The following is a 20,138-nucleotide window of genomic DNA, read 5'->3' as shown; positions in this document are numbered from 1 at the left end:
AAGACCACCCGGCCGTTTCCGCGCCTCAGACCAAGGCGCGCAAGGAGGTCACCGCGGGATCGTCGGAGTCGTCGCTCAGCTCCCCCACGAAGACCATGCGAGCCGCAGCCCCCGGGACAAGCGCCTCCCGGACCTCCCGCCAAGTGGCCAAGTTGGGGTGCTCGTACGCCGTGCACGCCTCGGCCGGAGCCAGCAGCCTGATCGCGAGGGCGAGCAGTTCCGAGTCGACCTCGTACGAGGCAGACCCGCCCGAGTGGCCGAGCACCGTCGCCATGACCACCGCCGGAAGCGGATTCACGCCGGCGTTGACACGCGGGAAGTCGAAACCCTCGGGCCCCTCGACGGCAAGCCCATGGGCCGCAGGCAGCGTCCAGCCCGGAATGCGGGCGATCATGGCCGCTCGGGCAGTGGCGATGGCTTCGGGAGTCGGCCACTCGGGGCCGAGCTCGGCCAGCAGCGCTTCAACGGTCGCAAGGGAATCGCTCATGCCGGAAGTCTCCCAGCCACGCCGCTCCCCCGGCAAACGAGAAAGGCCGCCCCACCAGCAGGTGGGACGGCCGATCTCGATCAGCAGCGATTAAACGAGCTGCTTCTTCTTCGCGTAGTGGCACGCCGCGCGGGTCAGGCCGTCGTGGTCGGACCGCAGGAGCGGCTCGACGTCGATGCACTTGGCCTGCTGGTCCTCGGACAGCGTCTTGAACAGCGGGCAGCGCGTGCGGAACCGGCAGCCCGAAGGCGGGTTCGACGGGCTCGGCACGTCGCCCTGGAGGACGATCCGCTCGCGGGTCCGCTCCTTGCGCGGGTCCGGGAGCGGGATCGCGGACATGAGGGCCTGGGTGTACGGGTGGGCCGGACCGGCGAAGAGCTGGTCGGTGGTCCCCTCCTCGACGATCTTGCCCAGGTACATGACCGCGACCTTGTCCGCGATGTGCCGCACCACCGAGAGGTCGTGCGACACGAACAGGTAAGACAGGCCCAACTCGTCCTGAAGGTCCTCAAGCAGGTTGATGACACCCGCCTGAATGGAGACGTCCAGGGCCGACACCGGCTCGTCCAGCATGAGCACGCGCGGCTGGAGCGCCAGGGCCCGGGCGATGCCGATGCGCTGGCGCTGGCCGCCCGAGAACTCGTGCGGGTACCGGTTGCGGTGCTCGGGGTTCAGGCCGACGATCTCGATCAGGCTGTTGACCCGGTCGCGGCCGCCGTTCTTGAACAGGCCGTGCACGCGCAGGGGCTCGGCGATGATCTCGAAGACCGTCATGCGCGGGTCGAGCGAGGCCATCGGGTCCTGGAAGACCAGCTGGATGTCGCGGCGCATCGGGCGCATCTGGGCGCGCGAGAGCTTCGTCAGGTCCTTGCCCTCGTAGAGGACCTGGCCCGAGGTCGGCTCGATGAGGTTCATCATCAGCCGCGCCGTGGTGGACTTGCCGCAGCCGGACTCGCCGACCAGGGCGAGGGTCTCGTTCGCGCCGATCTCCAGGTTCACCCCGGAGACGGCGTGGACCGCGCCCACCTTGCGCCGCAGGATCCCCTTGGAGCGCACGGGGAACTCCTTGACCAGGTCCTTCCCGGCGATGACCGGGTTGGCCGCGGTCTGCGGAGTGTCGAGCATGGCGTTCACTTGTCCTCCTCGTCGGCGGCCGCGGCGCCTTCGGCGTCCATGGCTTCCACCTCGGCCTCGACGGACAGGTCCGTGGCGACGGGCGCGAACACGTCGTCGGGGGCCTTGCCTTCGAGCTGGTCCGAGAAGTGGCAGGCGGCCACGTGGCCGGAGCCGTTGATGGGCAGCAGGTCGGGTTCGACCTCCGCGCAGATGTCCTGGTGCATGGGGCAGCGGGCCCGGAACGGGCAGCCCGGCGCCAGGTTGAGCATCGACGGCGGGGTCCCGTGGATGGGCGTGAGGCGCTGGTCGCGGCTCTCGTCCATGCGCGGGAGCGAGCCGATGAGGCCCAGCGTGTACGGCATGCGCGGCTGGTAGAAGATCTCGTCGACCGAGCCGTGCTCGACGGGGCGCCCGGCGTACATGACCAGGACCTCGTCGGTGTGCCCGGCGATGACGCCCAGGTCGTGCGTGATCAGGATGAGCGCCGCGTTGACCTCTTCGCGGGCCTTCTCCAGGGCTTCGAGGACCTGCGCCTGGACGGTCACGTCGAGGGCCGTGGTGGGCTCGTCGGCGATGATGACGTCCGGGTTGTTCGCCATCGCGATGGCGATGACGACGCGCTGGCGCATGCCGCCCGACAGCTCGTGCGGGTAGGCGTCGACCCGCTGCTGCGGGTTCGGGATGCCGACCGAGTCGAGCAGGTCGATGCAGCGGGCCCGCGCCTCGGACTTGGAGATGTCCGAGTAGTGGGTCCGGATCGCCTCGGCGAGCTGGTAGCCCACCGTGTAGACCGGGTTGAGGCTGGTCAGCGGGTCCTGGAAGATCATGGAGATCTTCTTGCCGCGGATGCGCGACAGTTCGGCGTCGCCGAGGCCGAGGAGCTCCTCGCCTTCGAGCTTCGCCGAGCCGGTGATCTGGGCGGTCTTGGGCAGCAGGCCCATGATCGCCATGGAGGTCACCGACTTGCCCGAGCCCGACTCGCCCACGATGCCGAGGCTCTGGCCGCGGCGCAGCTCGTAGGAGACGCCGCGGACGGCGTTGACGAGGCCGTCGTCGGTCGGGAAGCCGACCGCGAGGTCCTTCACCGCCAGGACGGTGTCGCCCTTGGTGCCCGTGGCGCGGCCCTTGTCGCTGGTGGAGACCGAGATGTTCGCCATGCCTATCGCCTCACCATCGTCTGTCGCGGGTCCATCGCGTCGCGCATGCCGTCGCCGATGAAGTTGATGGTCAGCGCGATCAGGATGATCATGACACCCGGGATGTAGAACAGGTACCAGTGCTCGTTGAAAGCCGACGCGCCCGCCGCGTCGATGAGCAGGCCCAGCGACGTGTCGGGGCTCTGGATGCCCAGGCCGAGGAACGACAGGGTCGTCTCGGACAGGATGGCGAAGGCGATCTGGAGCGTCGCGGACACGATGATGACGCTCATCGTGTTCGGGATCAGGTGCTTGGTGATGATGTGCCAGTCGGAGCCGCCCGCCGAGCGGGCCGCCTCGATGAACTCCTTCTCGCGCAGGGACAGGACTTCGGCGCGCACGGCGCGCGCGATGGAGGTCCAGCCGAACACGGCGAGGATGATGGCCATGTGGTACCAGCGCACGGAGGTGTCGATGGCCCCGGCGAGCGCGCCCGTGATGACCAGGAACGGGATCACGAACATGATGTCGAGGAAGCGCATGAGCACCGAGTCGACCCAGCCGCGGTAGAACCCGGCGACGGCGCCGTAGAGCGCGCCGATGACCGTGGAGCCGATCGCGACGACGAGGGCGACGTTCAGGGACTGCTTCGTCGCCTGCATCATCGCGCCGAGCATGTCGCGGCCGGCCTTGTCGGTGCCGAACGGGTGGGCGAGGCTCGGGGCGGCCCACGAGGGGATCTCCGAGTGGATCTTGTAGTCCCACTTCCACAGGAAGGGCCCGACGTACGCGAACAGGACGACCACCACGAAGATCACGAGGCTGACGACCGCGGCGCGGTGGCGGAAGAAGCGGCGGAACACCAGCTCCCACTGGCCGCGCTCCTTGCTGGTGATGGCCTCGGCGTCGAGGCGCGGGGCAGCGGTGTTACTCATAGCGGATCCTCGGGTCGAGCACGCCGTACAGGATGTCGGAGATCAGGACGCCGATCAGGACGACGACGCCGGAGATGAGCACGTAGGCCATGACGGCGAAGGTGTCGCCCGCGTTGATCGCGTCGAGCGAGTACACGCCCAGGCCCCTCCAGCCGAAGATGGACTCGGTGACCATCGCGCCGCCCATGGCGCCGGACAGGGCCAGGGGCGCGAAGGTCGCGACCGGGATGAGGGCGGTCCGCAGGGCGTGGCGCCGCATGACGGTGCCGTTGCGGACGCCCTTGGCCCGGGCGAGGCGCACGTAGTCGGAGTTCATGACTTCGAGCATGCTGGCGCGCTGGTAGCGGGAGATGGCCGCGTAGCCGCCGAGCATGAGCACCAGGGTGGGCACGATCAGGTAGGGCAGGGAGTCGACGAAGACCGCCCAGCCGTTGCCCTGGAAGCCGGTGGTGCCGGAGCCGTAGGTCTGGAAGACCGTGGAGCCCAGGATCTTGTTGAGCTGGACGGCGCCCTCCTTGAAGAGGGAGCCGAGCCAGAAGATGGGCATGGCGAGGAACAGGAAGCCGAGGAACGTCAGCGTGTAGTCCGTCCTCGAATACTGTTTGACGGCGCTGACGACACCCGCGAGAATGGCGATGCCGATCGACGCGATGGTGGCGAACAGGACCAGCCGGAGCGTGATCCAGAACCTGCTGGAGATCTCAGTGCCGATGTCCATGGCCGAACCCTCGATGGAGGGGCCCCACTTGCCCTGGAGCAGGCCGATGTCGTCGTTGGTGTCGCCCAGCCCGGTGAGCCAGATCCAGTACCGCTCGGGGACCGAGCGGTCGTAGTACCAGGACGCTTCGAGGGCGTCGATGGTGCTCTGGGGGACCGGTTCGCCGGTGGACTGCTCGATCTCGAAGACCCTGTCCTGTACCGGGTCGTTCGACAAGTCGACCAGGGCGAAACACAGGATAGTGGCCCCCAGCAGCACCGGGATCATCATCAGGGTGCGCCGGATTATGAATACAACCATAATGCCTCGTTAACGGTTTCTCTACTGTGGCCCGGTCCGCCTGCCGACCGGCCCCGCCGCGCTGTCGCGCGGCTCCTCATTGGGCTCACTGACTCCCCATTCTGCGGCCTCAAAGCTCCGGCCTCACCAGCGAGCGGGTTCTCGCCCGGAATGGGCGACTCGAAGGTAAAAACTACTCAGTGTCTGCCACACCCCATTCTGCGATGTTGTAGGCCGCTCGTTGCTGGGAAGCCCAATTGTCCCGGACGTTGACCAAGTTATCGGAGACCATCACCGCCACCGGTGAGTCCACGATCGGGAGGACGTAGGCGTCCTCGATGACGCGCTTGACGGCCTCGTTGGCGCGCGCGGCGGCGTCGTCCATGTCCAGGGTGCCGTTGATCTCCTCGATGAGGGCGTCCAGCTCCGGGTCGTTCAGGTTGCCGAAGTTCGAACCCGACGCGGAGGACCAGTACTGGGACGCGGAGCCCACGAACAGCGGGTCCGAGCTCCAGCCGAAGTTGATCATGTCGAAGTCGCTCTCGGCGAGGACCGTGCCCAGGTCCTCGTCGGGGATCGGCTTGAGCTCGACGTCGATGCCGAGGTCGGCGAGGGTCGCCTGGGTGAGCTCGCCGGTGATCTTGCGCGACTCGCGGGACTCGATGTAGCGGAAGTTCAGCTTCACTTCCTCGCCGTCCGGGGTGAGCAGGGCGCCGTCGGCGCTCCACTCGTACCCGGCGTCCACGAGGGTGTCGCGGGCCATCTCGATGTCGCCCGCGCCCTGGCCGGTGGAGGTCAGGTAGTCGGTGAAGTACTCCGAGCCGTTGCGGAAGAGGTGGTTGTTCTTCCGCTCGATGTCGGACTGCACGAACGCGTAGGTGCGGGAGATGATGCTCTCCAGGTCGATGGCCTGGAACACCGCGGTGCGCAGCTTGACGTCGGAGAGGAACTCGTTGTTGGTGTTCAGGTCGATGTGCTCCCACGAGGGGCCGCCCGCGACCGAGTAGGAGAGGCCGTCGGCGCTCTCCAGCTGGGTGATCGCCTCGGCGTTGACCGAGAAGGGGGAGGCGCCGTCGATCTCGCCGTTGCGCAGGGCGGTGACGATGTTGTCGAGGCCCTCGATGACCTGGAAGGTGAGCTTGTCGAGGGTGACCTCGGTGTCGCCGGCCCAGTCGGGGTTCGGCTCGTAGATCACGTACTCGCCCATGGCCGCCGAGGCGACCTTGTAGGGGCCGGTGGTCCAGGTGGGGGTCGTCTCGGAGAAGTACAGCTCGGCCGCGGCCATGGCGGCCGGGTCGTTCTTCCAGTCGAAGCCCTGCTCCTCGGCGATGTGGGCGGGCTCGGAGAGCACTTCCTCGTACTTCCACTCGGCGGAGTGGTACGAGTCGACGTAGGTGACGGTGACGGTGTTCCCGTCGCCCTCGATGCCGGCGACCTGGGAGCCGTAGGTGGTGGTCGCGGGGGTGCACTCGGCGCACAGGTCGTTGTTGCCGGACCTGGCGTACCAGTGGTAGATGAAGTCGTCGACGGTGATGTCGGTGCCGTCGCCCCAGTTCGCGCCCTCTTTGAGGGTGTACTCGACGGTCACGGGGCTCTCGCTCACGAGCTTCGGCTCGGAGGCGAACAGGCCCTCGTTGACGATGAAGTTGTTGTCCTGGTCCCACTGGCCGGTGTACGGCCACATGCCTGCGAGGGCGATGCTCACGTACGCGTTGTTGCCGTCGGCCGTGTTCTGGTTCCAGCTGCTCCATCCGGCGTCGATGGCCCACGTGATCTCGCCGCCGTCCGCGCGCTCGCCGGCGTTGCACCCGGCGGCATCGGTGACGCAGTCGTCCAGGCTGGACGAGCTCGCGTTCCCCTGGCCGCAGCCCGCAAGGGCCAGGGTGGTGCAGGCGAAGGCGGCGACGGCCGCCATGTGGTGTCGCTTCATGGTTCCTCTCGTGGGTTTGCGCCGCCGGACCGGTCGGCGGGGAGGGCACCGTGGTGGGGGCGGTGTGCCTGCCTGGCCGATTCGCCGCCGGGGGCCGCGGGAGGGCCCCGTGTGACGGCGGTCGGGTGACGCGAGGTACAGCCTTCCACGGGAATCGCAGGTTTCGGACAGCCGAACCAGAGATGAGCTTCGTTCGTTACAGTCCCGTGATGTTCATTCCCTGAATGGCTGCGAAAGGTGGGATTTTCACAGTCCACCAGGGGAAACCCGTCGCGACAGTGAGACCGGGCCGGGGTCCGGGCGGGCCGCCCGCGGCGGTGCGTCATCGCCTCGCCACCGGATCGGAACCCGCTCAGAAACCATGCGAGCGGCGGAGCCCCGGAAAGGGGCTCCGCCGCTCGGGCTCAGCGAGCCCTGACTACTTGAGCTTCCACTCGCGGATGTTGAAGAGCGGTCCGGCCTGGGTGTAGCCGTTGACGACCGGGCCCTCCAGGACCTGCGGGTTGTTGTAGAACGCCTGCGGCTCGTCGAAGATCGGCAGGGTGTAGGCGTCCGGGACGACGATCGCGTCGACCTCGTTGGCGGCGGCGGCGGCCTCGTCGATGTCGAAGGTCGCGCGAACCTTCGCGATCGCCTCGTCGGCGGCCGGGTTGTTGTACTTGCCGTAGTTCGAGCCGGAGTCCGACTGGAAGTACTGCGACGGCGCGACGGTGAAGGCGGCCGAGCCGGACCAGCCGAAGATGATCAGGTCGAAGTCGCCCTCGGCGAGCACGTTGCCGAGCTCGCCGTCCGGGATCGCGACGAGTTCGAGCGCGATGCCGATGGAGGCGAGGGAGGCCTGCGCCAGCTCGGCGGCGAGCTTGCGGACCGGGTCCGACTCCGCGTAGCGGATGCGGAAGGTCACGGCCTTGCCGTCGGGCGTGGTCAGGGTGCCGCCCTCTTCGGCGCCGGTGTAGCCGGCGGTGGTGAGGATCTCGGCGGCCTTGGCGACGTCGCCGGAGCCCTGGCCCGTCGGGCCGATGATGTCCTGGAAGTACTCGTTGTCGTTGGAGAAGAAGTGGTTCAGCTTCTGCTGGACGCCGCTCTCCGGGTAGTTCTTGGCCGAGATGTCCGGGATGTTGATGGCGGTGAAGACCGCCTGGCGCAGCGGGACGTCCTTGAGGAACTCGTTCTGCACGTTGGTGTCGAAGTGCAGCCACACCGAGCCCGCGTAGGTCTCGATCTGCATGTTCGGGTCCTCGGCGAGCTTGGCGTTCTCCTCCTCGGAGAACTCGCTCGGCCAGGCGCCGTCGATGGTGCCCTGGCGCATCTCGGTGACGATGTTGGCGGTGCCCTCGACGACCTTGAGCGTGATCTTCTCGATGGTGGGCTTGACGGAGCCCTGGTAGTTCTCGTTGATCTCGTAGACCACGTACTCGCCGAGCTTGGCGTCGACGACCTTGTACGGGCCGGTGCCGAGCACGCCCTGGCCGTCGGCGGTCGGGGCGGTGGTCTCGAAGTACTGGATCGCGTCGCCCATGACCTCGGGGTCGGTCTGCCAGTCGGCGAAGCCGTTGGCCTCGGCGATGTGCGAGGGGAGGTAGATCGTGGAGGCGTAGAGCCACTCGGGGTCGGAGTAGCCCTCGACGTAGGTGACGACGATCGAGCCGTCCTCGGCCTGCTCGATGGAGGCGACCTGGGAGCCCCAGTCGATGGAGGCCGGGAGGGCCTTCTCCTGGTTGGCGTGCTCAGGGTTGCCGGACATCGAGTACCACTGGAAGATGAAGTCCTCGACGCGGACGGGGTTGCCGTCCGACCACTGGGCGTTCTCGTTCAGCGTGTACTTGATGGTCATCGGGGCTTCGGAGACGAGCTCCGGCTCCGAGGCGAAGATGGCGTCGTCGTAGACCCACTTGGCGTTGGGGTCGAAGTCGCCGGAGCCGGCGGCCATCGGCACCATGGCCTGGTGGCCGTAGGAGTTGTTGCCGGCCTGGGTGTTCTCGTTCCAGGAGGCCCAGGCGGAGGAGATCGCCCAGACGACCTCAGTCTTGCCGGAACCGCCGCCGTCGCCGTCGTTGCCGCCGCAGGCAGCGAGCGTGAGGGCGGCGCCGCCGCCGAGGGACAGGCCGCCGAGAGCTCTACGGGTAAGAGCCATTTGTGTTTCTCCTCCAGATATCGATGCCGAGGGGCCTCCGGTCGGCCGCGAAAGCGCCGATGCCTCGCGTCCGGACGAAACGGTTTGGGGGAAGGCGTGCGTCCCTCGGCGGTGTTGTGACAAACACTGGCACAGACGTGAGCGGATTGACACGGCGGAGGGCCCAACTGGAGTTTATTCGTGATGCATTCGTGACTTTGCGCCCTGGAGCGTGTGGTCTGAATGGACCGTGGGGCCGATGTGGCATCGGCCCCACGGGGGAATTCAGTGAATTATCGGGATGCAGTATCGCGAATCGGCGCGCGGATTCCACGCGCCGTTCGGCGCGGGTTCGCTACGGCTTGCTCCACTCGCGGAGGTTCCACGCCATGGCGGCCTGGCTGTTCGGGTTCACCGGCTCGGGGAGGTCGACGAGCTTCGAGTTCCAGATGACCGACAGCGGGCTGGAGTACAGCGGCAGGGTGTAGGCCTGCGCGACCGCCTGGGCGCTGATCTGGTTCGCGAATTCGGCCGCCTCGGCGAGGTCGAACGTGCCGCGGACCTTCGGGAGCAGCTCGTTGATGACCGGGTCGTCGTAGCCGCCGTAGTTGGAGGCCGAGTCCGTCGAGAAGTACTGGTTCGGGCTGCCCGTGAACGCCGGGGAGCCGACCCACGAGAACACGATCATGTCGAAGTCCGCGGACGCGAGCGTCGCCGAGAAGTCCTCGTCGCCGAAGCCCTTCAGCTCCAGGTCGATGCCGAGCGGCTCCAGCTGGGCCTGGATGATCTCGCCGGTGAGCTTGCGGATCTCGTTGGAGGTCGCGAAGCGGAAGTTGAAGACGACCTGCTCGCCGTCCTTCTCCAGCTTGCCCTCGGCGTTCCAGGTGTACCCGGCCGCGGTGAGGATCGCCTTGGCGGCGTCGATGTCGCCGAGGCCGTAGTTCGCCGGGGTCAGGTAGTCCTCGTAGTAGGAGCTCTCCTCGGTGAAGAAGTGGTTGCCGAGCCACGGGACCTCGGTGCCGGGGAACGCCCGCTCCTTGATCTCGTTGATGTCGACCGTCGTGAAGACGGCCTTGCGGAGCTCGACGTCCTTGAGGAAGCCGTTGCGCACGTTGATGTCGAAGTGCGACCAGGTCGCGCCCGCGTACGTCTCGTACTTCCACTCCTCGGGGTTCTCGTCGAGCTCCTGGAGGATCTCCAGCGAGAAGTCGTTCGGCCAGCAGCCCGCGATGGTGCCCTGGCGCAGCTCGGTCACCTCGGCCTCGATGCCCGTCACCGGCTTCATCGTGAGCTTGGTGAACTTGGCCTTCTTCGAGCCCTGGTAGTTCTCGTTGGGCTCGTAGACGATGTACTCGCCGAGCTTGGAGTCCACGGGCTTGTACGGGCCGGAGCCGACCGTCGCCAGGTTCTCGTTGAACCAGGTGATCGCGTCGCCCATGACCTCGGGGTCGGTCGCCCAGTTCGCGAAGCCGCCCTCTTCCTCGGCGTAGTGGCTGGGCAGGTAGACGCCGCCCGTGAAGGTCCACTCCGGGTCGACGTTGCCCTCGGTGAACGTGAAGACGATGACGCCGGGTTCGGTCTCCTCGATCGAGGCGACCGTGGCGCCCCAGGCGGTGGAGGCCGGGAGGGCCTTCTCCTGGTTGGCGTGCTCGGGGTTGCCCGACAGCGAGTACCACTGGAAGATGAAGTCCTCCAGGCGGATCGGCTTGCCGTCCGACCACTGGGCGCCCTCCTTGAGGGTCACCTGGATCTGCATCGGGGCCTCGCTGATGAGCTGCGGCTCGCCCTCGAAGATGGCGTCGTCGTAGAAGACGTTGCCCTCGGGGTCGAAGTCGTAGCCGATGGCGCCCATCGGGTTCTGCGGGGCCATGGCGATGTGCCCGGCGATGTTGTTGCCGGTGCTGGTGTTCTCGTTCCAGGCTTCCCACGGGTACGCGATCGCCCAGACCAGCTCGCCGCTGGGCTCGCCGCCGTCCTCTTCGTTGCCGCCGCAGGCCGCCAGCATGAGTGCAGACGACCCGCCGATGGTCAGTCCGCCGAGTGCTCTACGGGTAAGAGCCATTGCTGTGTCTCCTCCATTGGGTGTGTCGACCGAGGGATCGCCCGTTCGCGGACCGCGGGGATGCGGCGTCGGTGCCGCGCGCGGGCGCAGAGGGGGCGGACGGCCGCCTCGGCAGTACTGGGTCACAGGCTTCCACGGAGCCGGGACGAATGGAATGTCTCGGTACGGATTTGGCGGATCATTGTTACCCGACCGATACGCGGAAGGGGCGGCCCGCTCGGGCCGCCCCTTCCCACTCGCCTGCTGTTAGGCGGGCTTCCAGTTCTGGACGTCCCACAGCGGGCCGGACTGGCTGTTGCCGTTCGCGGTGACCCCGCCGAGGTTGTTCTGGTTGTAGATCGTCGACTGCGGCTCGTCGAACAGCGGCAGCGTGAACGCCGCGGGCATGACCATGGCGTCGACGTCGTTGGCGAACCCGGCGGCCTCGTCGAGCGAGGTCGTCGAGGTGACCTTGGCGATGGCCTCGTCGAGCCCGTCGAGGGCGTAGCCGCCGAAGTTCGAGCCCGAGGTGGAGCCGAAGTACTGGTACGGCGCGGTCGTGAACGCGGGCGTGCCCGACCAGCCGTAGACGATGAGGTCGAAGTCCGCTTCGGACAGGACCGGGCCGAGCTGGCCGTCCGGGATCGCCGTGAGCGTCACGTCGACGCCGATCGCGGCGAGCCGGGACTGGACGACCTCGCCGATGAGCGTGCGGGTCGGGTCCCCGTCGCCGTAGCGGAAGACCAGCGTGACCGGGTCGCCGTCGGGCGTCATGAGCGTGTCGCCGGTGGTGTACCCGGCCGCCTCCAGCGCGGCGTTGGCGGCGTCGGCGTCGCCCGAGCCCTGCTGCGGGTCGGTCGGGCTGAGGTTGTCCTGGAAGTACTGGCTGGTCTGGCTGAAGAAGTGGTTCTGCCGCAGCGCCACCTCGGTGTCGGGGTAGGCGCGGTCGATGAGCTCCTGGTTGTCGATGGCGGTGAACACGGCCTGGCGCAGCACCTCGTCGGACAGGAACTGGTTCTTGGTGTTCGTGTCGATGTGGAGCCAGACGTTGCCCTCGTAGACCTCGGTCTTGATCGCGTCGTCGCCGTCGAGCTTGTCGAGCTCCTCCTGGCTGAACTCGCTGGGCCAGGAGCCGTCGATCTCGCCGTTGCGCAGGGCGGTGACGATCGCGTCGGTGCCCTCGACGACCCTGAGGGTGAGCTTGTCGAGGCCGGGGTCGACGCTGCCCTGGTAGTTCTCGTTGGGCTCGTAGATGACGTACTCGCCGACCTTCGCGTCGGTGGGCTTGTAGGGCCCGGCCGACCAGGTGGGCGCGGTGGTGGAGAGCCAGTCGGCGCTGTTGCCCATGACGGCCGGGTCGCTCTGCCAGTCGGCGAAGCCGTTGTCCTCGATGACGTGGCTGGGCTGGAGGTTCGGGTAGGCGAACTGCCATTCGGGGTTGAGGTAGCCGTCGATGTAGGTGACGGTGACGACGCCGTCGGCCTCGGCGACGGAGGCGACGTTGGCGCCCCAGTCGGTGGTGGCGGGCGCGCACTGCTCCTGGTTGCAGTAGTCGGCGTTGCCCGACATCTGGTACCAGACGTAGATGAAGTCCTCGGCGCGGATCGGCTTGCCGTCGGACCACTGGGCGTTCTCGTTGAGGGTGTACTCCACGGTGAGCGGGGCCTCGGAGGTCAGCTCGGGCGCCTTGGAGAGGACCGCGTCGTTGAACACGAAGTCGCCGTCCGGGTTGAAGTCGCCCAGGGACGCGGCCAGCGGGGTGAGCACCTGGTTGAGGTAGCTGTTGTTGCCTTCGCTGGTGTTCGGGTTCCACGAGTCCCAGCCCGAGCTGATCGCCCAGGTGACGTCGCTGTCGCCGCCGCTCGACGAGCCGCCGCCGCAGGCGCCGAGCGCCCCCGCCGCGAGCGCCGCCGCACCGGCGACCGCCAGCGCGGTTGCCCTTGCAGGTCGCATATGACCACTCCCCCTGTTGCTCCCTTGTGGGCCGCGCCGAGGGGCGCGACTGGAACATCGTTACACCTGGGGGGTCCGTTTTCGGGGAGTTTCCGGCAAAGAACGGGGCCGGAGTCGCGGACTCCGGCCCCGTTGCGCGTGAACATTATTCGGCTCTGATGCCCCATTCGGCGACGTTGTAGAGGGCGCGCTGCTGGGAGGCCCAGTTGTCGCGGACGTTGACGAGTTCGGGGGTGGCGATGATGGCGACGGGGGTGTTCACCAGGGGGAGCTGGTAGGCGTCCTGGACGACGCGCTCGGCGATCTGGTTGCCGATCTCGGCGGCCTCGGCAGGGTCGGGTTCGAGGGCGAGGGCGTCGATGAGGGCGTCGAGTTCGGGGTCGTCGAGGCGGCCGTAGTTGGTGGGCGCGTCGGAGGCCCAGAACTGGCGGGCGGAGTTGACGATGACGGGCTGGGAGGTCCAGCCGAAGGCGACCATGTCGAAGTTCGACTGGTCGAGCGTCGGCCCGAGGTCGGCGGCGGGGAAGGGCTTGAGCTCGACGTCGATGCCGATGTCGGCGAGGTTGAAGGCGACGAGGTCGGCCATGGTCTGGCGGTCGTCGGAGCCGTCGGCGTACCGGTAGTTGAAGGTCACCTGCTCGCCCTCGGGGTCGAGGAGCTTGCCGTCGGAGTTCCAGGAGTAGTCGGCGTCGAGGAGGGCGTCGCGGGCCTGCTCGGTGTCGCCGGCGCCCTGGCCGGTGGCGGTGAGGTGGTCCTGGAAGTTGGCGGAGTCGTTGCGGTACAGGTGGTTGAGTTTGCGGGCGGCGTCGGACTGGACGTTGGCGTAGGTGCGGGCGATGATCTCTTCGACGTCGATGGCCTGGAAGACGGCGGTGCGCAGGACGGGGTCGGAGAGGAACTCGTTGTTGACGTTGATGTCGATGTGGTGCCAGAGGGGGCCGCGGTCGACGTTGAAGTTGATGCCGTCCTCGCTCACGAGCTGGACGACGTTCTCGGCGCTGATGTTGCCGGGGCTGGAGCCGTCGACGGTGCCCTGGCGGATCTCGGTGATGATCGATTCGAGGGAGTCGAAGGACTTGAGGGTGAGCTTGTCGAGGGTGACCTCGGTGGAGCCGGCCCAGTCCTCGTTGGGGGTGAAGATCGCGTAGTCGCCGGTGGCGGCGTCGTCGATCTTGAAGGGGCCGGCCGACCAGGTGGGGACCGTCTGGGAGAAGTAGGTCTCGGCGGCGGCCATGTCGGCGGGGTCGTGCTTCCAGTCGAGGCCCTGCTCGTCGGCGATGTGGGCGGGGTTGGAGAGGACGGGTTCGTACTTCCATTCGGAGGAGGCGTACTCGTCGTTGTAGGTGATGACGATCTTGTCGGCGGTGGCGCCCTCTTCGATGGAGACGACGTCGGCGGCGGTGGCCGCGGCGGGGGTGCAGTCCTTGCAGAGGTCGCCGTTCCCGGAGCGGGCGTACCAGGTGTAGGTGAAGTCGTCGAGGCCGATGGGGTTGCCGTCGCCCCAGTTGGCGTCGGGGTTGAGGGTGTACTCGACCTGCATGGGGGTCTGGTTGATGAGTTCGGGCTCGCCGGCGAATATGGCGTCGTTGACGACGAAGTCGGCGTTCTGGTCGAACTGGCCGACGGCGGGCCAGTAGGGGGCGGTGACCTGGAGGGTGTAGACGGTGTACTCGGCGGACAGGTTGGGGTTCCATCCGGTCCAGGACCCGTCGATGCCCCAGGTGATCTCGCCGCCGTCGGCGCGTTCGCCGGAGTTGCAGGAGACGGGGTCGGTGGCGCAGTCCTCGAAGCCGGGGTCGCCGGCCGCCTGTCCTTGTCCGCAGGCGGTGGTGCCGCCCAGGATCATGACCAGGGCGGCGCCGATGCCGATGGCGCCGGTTGCGGGTCGTCGTGCTCGCAACATCGTTCTCCTCGTATTCCGGGCCGCGCGGGCATATCAGATGTCGCGGCGCTATGGGGAATATGAGCATGCAGTGCCACTGCGCCCCAAGTGTCCTCATTGACCGTCCAATGGGTACTCTTGAGGGGCTTGGGGCGGGCATATCCGCAGGTTGAGGCGATTGTGGAGCGTATCCGTAAAGGACCCGTAGATTTCATCGCTTTCACCGACAATCCCGGCGTTCGCCTCGGCGTCAGCATATTGTGACCAAATCGGTATGAGCCCGGAGGCGGGCGCCACGGCCGACCCGGCCACGTCCGGTCACGAGGCCATCTGGGGCGGCAGGTCCCGGGCGTGGACCACGGTGAGGCGCGAGACGGCGCGGGTGAGCGCGACGTAGAGGTGGCGCAGTCCGACGCCTTCGACGGTCGCTCCTCCGGTGGCCGGGGCCTCGACGATCTCGACGGGTTCGACGACCACCACGTGGTCGTATTCGAGGCCCTTCGCGAGGCTCGCGGCGACGAGCTCGACCCGCTCGGCCCCTTCGAGGACCGGCCGCAGCGCCTCGGCGCGTGCGTCCGCGGCGATGACGCCGACGAGGCCTTCCTCCTGGAGGGCCTTGGCGACCGCTTCACGAACGCCCGCTTCGAGGTCCGCAGTCCTGACGTGGTCGAGGGACCCGTCCGAGCGGATCGACCGGGCGGGGGCGACGCCGACGCCGAGGTGCGGCAGGACCCGGTTGGCGAGCTCGATGATGACGGCGGGCACGCGGAACCCGGTGGTCAGCTCGGTGTGCTCAGCCTGGTCCTTGCCCAAGTGCCGCATCTGGTCCGTCCACGAGGAGGCGGCCCACGGCGTGGTCCCCTGCGCGAGGTCGCCGAGGACGGTGACCGAGCCCTTTCCGGAGCGGCGGGCGATGGCCCTGCACTGCATCGGGGACAGGTCCTGGGCCTCGTCGATCACGATGTGCCCGAAGGACGCCGACGGGTCGCGCAGTTTGAGGTGCGACTCCACCTCGTCGACGATGAGCAGGTCGGCGGCGCTGGGCTTGGCGAGCTTCCCGGTGAGCAGCGCTGCCTCGTCCTCGGAGAGGATGCCGCGGGTCGCGTCCGCGCGGAACGCCGCGTCCGTGTACAGCTTCTTCATGACGGTCTTGGCGTTGAGCCCCGGCCACACCGCGTCCATGAACTGCCGGACCGCGGGGGTCCGCTTGATCCTGGTGCCCCACTTGGCGTCCGGGGAGTGACCGGAGCGGATCTCGGCCTGGCGGCGCACGCCCTGCACGATCGCGTCCTCCAGGGCCTTGCGCCCGGCCGTGTAGGTGCGGGTGTGCTTGCGGGCGTTCGCGAGCGCCTCCTCCAGGAACCCCAGGCCCAGGCGCCAGCGCCATCCGGCGTCGGCGATGAGGAGGCCCTCGTCGGCCGTCACGCCGCCGTCGAGGGCGGTGCCGATGTGGCCCCAGACGGCGCGCTCGCAGACCAGGGCGATGCGCTCGTCGTGCTTGACGAGCGCGGCCTCGTGCGTGTCGGTCCCGGTGGCGGTGTGGGCGCCGGTGAGCTGCTGGACGGTGACCTGCCAGACGGAGGTCTCGCCGAGGGTGGGGAGGACTCCGGCGATGTAGTTGAGGAAGCCCTCGTTGGGGCCGACGACGAGGACGCCGGACTTGTTGAGCTTGTCGGTGTAGTTGTAGAGCAGCCAGGCGGCGCGGTGGAGGCCGACGGCGGTCTTGCCGGTGCCGGGGGCGCCTTGGACGCACAGGTTCGTAGTGGCGTCGCGGCGGATGAGCTCGTCCTGCTCGGGCTGGATGGTGGCGACGATGTCGCGCATCGGGCCGGTGCGGGGGCGCTCGATCTCGGCGGTGAGGATGTCGGAGGCGACTTCTTCACCGAAGACGAGGTTCTCGTCCTCGAAGCCGGTGAGGGTGCCGTTGTTGAAGCCGAAGCGGCGGCGCTTGGCGACGTCGCGGCGGTCGTGGGCGGAGGCGCGGTAGTACTGCTCGGAGAGGGGCGCGCGCCAGTCGAGGACGAGCGGGTCGCGGTTGCCGTCGAGGATGTGGCGGCGGCCGATGTGGAAGTCCTCGCCGTCGTCCATCCAGATGCGGCCGAAGAAGAGTGCGATGCCGCGGTCGGTGAGGTCGGCGAGGCGGGGCACGGTGTAGTTGGCCATGGCCCAGCCGAAGAGGTGGTCGGAGCGGACGTCGCCGAGGCCGAGGTTCCGGGTGGACTCGTCGAAGTCCCCGGAGTAGATGTTGTGGATGCCCTCGGTGAGCTCGCGCATCGCGGCCATGGCGGCGCGGGCGCGCTCGTGGTGGTCGATTTCTGCCTGGAGTTCGGTTTCTGACACAGGAGTCTCCCCGGTGGATTTGTCAGACGATTCTTTCTGACGCGCGGAGCGCGGTGCTGGAGCCTGAAAGGCGAACCGTCGACCCTACCCGGGGTTGACCTGGGACTGCAATCGAATTAGCGCACGCTGAGCGGCTTGACATCGACGAGCCGCCCGTCGTCGCGGTGGAGGACCCAGCCGCCGCCGGGCGCGAGGTCGCCGTCCGGTTCCTGCGCGCGCTCGGCCAGGTCGTGGCCGTCGAGCGCGGCGGCGCCGACCAGGAGCGCGCACAGCACGGGGGCCTCGGCGCACACGACGGCGGTGCGGCGCGGGTCCGGGAGGGCCCGCAGGGCGCGGGCGGCCAGCCAGACGGCGGCGTGCGCGGGGCTGAGCGCGGGCGCGTCCCTCGCCAGGTCCGGGGAGGCGAGCGCCTGGAGGTCGAGGCGGCTCGCGAGCGGCGCGAGCGTGTCGGCGCAGGCGCGGCCGGGCCCCGACAGCAGGGTCGTCGGGTTGTACAGCTGGAGGAAGTCGGCGAGCGCCCAGGCGCGCCGCGACTGCGCGTCGGTGAGCCGGTCGCCGGGGTCGTCGGCGACGTGCCGGAGCAGGATGAGCGCCGAGAGCATCAGCGGCCTCGCAGGGCAGGGGGTCGTCGCATATCGACGATGCTTCATCCCTTGATGAACGGCAGTTGAACCCGCAGTTTGCGCAGAGGTGAACAGTCCGCAGCGGTGCGGCCTAATGCCCCTGAACGGCCGCTACCGCGGCACGTAGCGCAGGTCCTCGTACTCGTCGTGGCGCTGCATCCACCGGTCCACGAACGGGCAGGTCGGGTACGCCTTCGCGCCCTTCTCCCGCAGGTCGTCGAGCGCGAACCTGACGAGCCGGTCCCCCCATCCCTGCCCGCGCAGGGACCGGTCGACCTCCGTGTGCGGCAGCACGATGAAGTCCTCGCCCTGCATGTACTCCAGGTACCCCAGCACCTCGCCGGCGTCGTTGCGCAGCTCGTACCGCTGCTCGCCCGCATTCTCCACAACCGAAAGATCCGCCATGCGGCAACCATATCCGGCCGGGCGGCTCCGAAGCCCGGCTAAACGGCGCTCGTCACTCTCACCCGGCCCGGGAGCGCCGCGGAGGCGACCGCGCCCGCGAGGCAGATGAAGGCGGCGGCGGTGAAGACGTCGGCGTACTGGGCGGCGAGGGCGCGGTCGATCGCCTCCAGGTAGGCCTCCTGGCGGGAGAGGAAGACCGACTCGGAGATGCCGAAGGGGAGGGGCGTGTCGAGGTCGGCCGTGGACTCCTGGAAGCGGTGGAGGCTCCAGGAGGTGAGGGCGGCGACGCCGATGAGCATCCCCATCATGCGGGCGACGACGGCGAGCGCGGCGGCCGTGCCGTGGCGGTCCTCGGGGACGACGCGCAGCGCCGCCGAGGAGAGGGGCGCGACGGTGAGGCCGAGGGCGGCCCCGGCCAGGCCGAGGCCGAGGGCGATGTGCGGGACGGCGTCGGCGATCCACACGTACGCCAAAGCGGCCGTGGCGAACCCGGCGAGGGCCGGGACGCGCTCGCCGTAGCGGGACGCGAGCGCCCCGCCAGCGACCGCGCCGAGCGGCAGGCCGACGAGGAACCACATGAGCAGCAGCGCGCCGCCCGCGGAGTCCAGGCCCAGAAGCGTCTGGGCGAGCAGCTGCGTGTCGACGAGCGTGACCATGAGGACCGCACCCGCGGCGGCGCTCGCGGCGAGCACGGCGGCGTAGGGGCGCCATTTGACGCCGTCGGGTTCGAGGAGGCGCACCGCGGAGCGGCGCTGCTGGAGGACGAACAGGGCGAGGACCACGGCCCCGGCGACGATCGCGACCGGGCCCCACGGCGGCAGCACCGCGTCCTCCGGCTCGGGGTTGTACAGGCCGATCGTGAACAGCCCCAAGGCGACCGCGAGGAGCGCGCCGCCGAGGAAGTCGATGCGGCCTTCTCGGCGCGCCGTGTCGCGCGGGAGCGCGAAGTGGACGGCCAGTGCCGCGAGGACCGCGAGGGGCACGTTGATCCAGAAGATCCCGCGCCAGCCGACGACCGCCGCGATCCCGGCGCCCGCGAGCGGCCCCAGGACCGCGCCGAGCTCCTGCGCGGCGCCGATCCACCCGAGGACCACGGCGCGGCGCTCGGCCGCGAACAGGTCCGCGGCGAGGGCCATCGTCACCGGCAGGAGCGCCCCGCCCGCGAGGCCCTGGAGGGCCCGGCCCGCGACGAGCGGCGCGAGGTCGAGGGAGACGGCCGAGATGACCGAGCCGATCGCGAAGGCCGCCAGGCACACGTGGATGACGATGCGCCGCCCGAACCGGTCCGAGACGCGGCCCAGCAGCGGCATGCCCGCGATGTAGCCGAGGAGGTATCCGGTGACCAGGGGCGTGGCGCGTTCCAGGTGGTTCGCGGGGATGTCGAGGTCGCCGATCATGTCGACCAGGACGCTCACGAGGACGTACGCGTCGATCGAGCCGAGCAGGACGGCTGCGCCCGCGGCGGTCAGGGCCGGGCCGCGGCGGGGGGCCGGCAGGTCAGGGGACCGCAATGTCCACCGGCTCGTTGTAGTCGTCGAGCAGCAGCGTCACGGTCGCGTCCCCTTGGGCGAACTCGGCTTTCACGACCCGGAGGGTCTCCTCGTCGAACCACACCGTCGCCGTGTTCCACTCCCCCGCGGCGGGCAGGAACTCCGCGAACGCCGCCGGGTCGAACACCACCTCGTACCGGTACGTGTCGAACCCGCCGACCGCCTCGGTGTCCTCCGGGGTCGCCGTCTCGACCGCGTTCAGCAGCGCCGCGATCCCCGCGCCCGGGTCGAGCAGCACCGTCGGGTCGTACGGGAGCATCTCGTCCCCCACCGGGATCTCCTGGTAGCCGCCGGTGACGCCCTTGACGTAGGCGCTGTCCCCGACGATCGTGTAGTCCACTTCCAGGTCCATGCCGAGCGCGGTGATCGTGCCCGTGCCCTCGGCCTCGCCGTCGGCGGTGACGACCCCGTCGGCGCTCTTGACCGACAGGCCCTCGACCTCCCCGTCGACCGTCAGTTCGAAGTGGACGGACTCGACCTCGGCCATCACCTCCGACGCGCTGGGCAGCACCTCGTCCGCGGCGGGCACCTCGTCGGCGCCGTCCGAACAGGCCGCGAGGGCCGAGAGCACGAGGGCGGCGGCGCCGATCACGGGGAGTTTCGATCGCATAGGGCGATCCTATGCCCCGC

Annotated in this window: 15 protein-coding genes; all 15 read right to left on the bottom strand. The window is 68.8% G+C overall.

The features are described from left to right. Positions 1-25: 25 nt before the first annotated feature. The gene (locus B0I28_RS08520; RefSeq protein WP_106363337.1) at positions 26-487 is read right to left on the bottom strand and encodes a hypothetical protein; all 462 of its coding nucleotides are present in this window, start codon (positions 485-487) and stop codon (positions 26-28) included. A 90-nt stretch (positions 488-577) separates the two neighbouring features. After that, positions 578-1,612 carry an ABC transporter ATP-binding protein gene (locus B0I28_RS27175; protein WP_181245714.1) on the bottom strand — a complete coding sequence of 345 codons (1,035 nt, stop codon included), beginning with the start codon at positions 1,610-1,612 and terminating at the stop codon, positions 578-580. A gap of 5 nt (positions 1,613-1,617) precedes the next feature. Continuing rightward, the gene (locus B0I28_RS27170; RefSeq protein ID WP_181245698.1) at positions 1,618-2,760 is read right to left on the bottom strand and encodes an ABC transporter ATP-binding protein; all 1,143 of its coding nucleotides are present in this window, start codon (positions 2,758-2,760) and stop codon (positions 1,618-1,620) included. Between the two features lie 2 nt (positions 2,761-2,762). Continuing rightward, positions 2,763-3,674 carry an ABC transporter permease gene (locus B0I28_RS08510; protein WP_106363336.1) on the bottom strand — a complete coding sequence of 304 codons (912 nt, stop codon included), beginning with the start codon at positions 3,672-3,674 and terminating at the stop codon, positions 2,763-2,765. Then, positions 3,667-4,692: an ABC transporter permease gene (locus tag B0I28_RS08505; RefSeq protein ID WP_106363335.1), complete on the bottom strand. Its 1,026-nt coding sequence runs from the start codon at positions 4,690-4,692 to the stop codon at positions 3,667-3,669. Before B0I28_RS08505 ends, B0I28_RS08510 begins: the two co-directional genes overlap by 8 nt. A gap of 172 nt (positions 4,693-4,864) precedes the next feature. Further along, the gene (locus tag B0I28_RS08500; protein ID WP_106363334.1) at positions 4,865-6,601 is read right to left on the bottom strand and encodes an ABC transporter family substrate-binding protein; all 1,737 of its coding nucleotides are present in this window, start codon (positions 6,599-6,601) and stop codon (positions 4,865-4,867) included. A 418-nt stretch (positions 6,602-7,019) separates the two neighbouring features. Further along, positions 7,020-8,735: an ABC transporter family substrate-binding protein gene (locus B0I28_RS08495; protein ID WP_106363333.1), complete on the bottom strand. Its 1,716-nt coding sequence runs from the start codon at positions 8,733-8,735 to the stop codon at positions 7,020-7,022. A gap of 334 nt (positions 8,736-9,069) precedes the next feature. Continuing rightward, positions 9,070-10,776: an ABC transporter substrate-binding protein gene (locus tag B0I28_RS08490; RefSeq protein WP_106363332.1), complete on the bottom strand. Its 1,707-nt coding sequence runs from the start codon at positions 10,774-10,776 to the stop codon at positions 9,070-9,072. A gap of 246 nt (positions 10,777-11,022) precedes the next feature. After that, positions 11,023-12,708 (bottom strand): ABC transporter family substrate-binding protein, encoded by a 1,686-nt coding sequence (locus B0I28_RS08485; RefSeq protein WP_106363331.1) that lies wholly within the window; start codon positions 12,706-12,708, stop codon positions 11,023-11,025. A 145-nt stretch (positions 12,709-12,853) separates the two neighbouring features. Then, positions 12,854-14,611: an ABC transporter family substrate-binding protein gene (locus B0I28_RS08480; protein ID WP_106363330.1), complete on the bottom strand. Its 1,758-nt coding sequence runs from the start codon at positions 14,609-14,611 to the stop codon at positions 12,854-12,856. A gap of 297 nt (positions 14,612-14,908) precedes the next feature. Continuing rightward, a complete protein-coding gene (locus B0I28_RS08475; protein WP_106363329.1) occupies positions 14,909-16,930 on the bottom strand; it encodes a HelD family protein in 2,022 nt (673 codons plus the stop codon). 116 nt (positions 16,931-17,046) lie between these two features. Beyond that, positions 17,047-17,580, bottom strand: a complete 534-nt coding sequence (locus tag B0I28_RS08470; protein ID WP_146148016.1) for a histidine phosphatase family protein — start codon at positions 17,578-17,580, stop codon at positions 17,047-17,049. 84 nt (positions 17,581-17,664) lie between these two features. After that, on the bottom strand, positions 17,665-17,958 hold the full coding sequence (locus tag B0I28_RS08465) for a GNAT family N-acetyltransferase (protein ID WP_106363327.1): 294 nt from the start codon (positions 17,956-17,958) through the stop codon (positions 17,665-17,667). A 38-nt stretch (positions 17,959-17,996) separates the two neighbouring features. Further along, positions 17,997-19,469 (bottom strand): MFS transporter, encoded by a 1,473-nt coding sequence (locus B0I28_RS08460; protein WP_219926626.1) that lies wholly within the window; start codon positions 19,467-19,469, stop codon positions 17,997-17,999. After that, on the bottom strand, positions 19,456-20,118 hold the full coding sequence (locus tag B0I28_RS08455) for an LppX_LprAFG lipoprotein (protein WP_106363326.1): 663 nt from the start codon (positions 20,116-20,118) through the stop codon (positions 19,456-19,458). Before B0I28_RS08455 ends, B0I28_RS08460 begins: the two co-directional genes overlap by 14 nt. Between the last annotated feature and the right edge of the window lie 20 nt (positions 20,119-20,138).

It is taken from the genome of Glycomyces artemisiae, assembly GCF_003002955.1.
Taxonomy (GTDB): domain Bacteria; phylum Actinomycetota; class Actinomycetes; order Mycobacteriales; family Micromonosporaceae; genus Glycomyces; species Glycomyces artemisiae.
The sequence above is the reverse complement of the archived record's forward strand: the minus strand, read 5'-3'. Positions and strand labels throughout refer to the sequence as shown.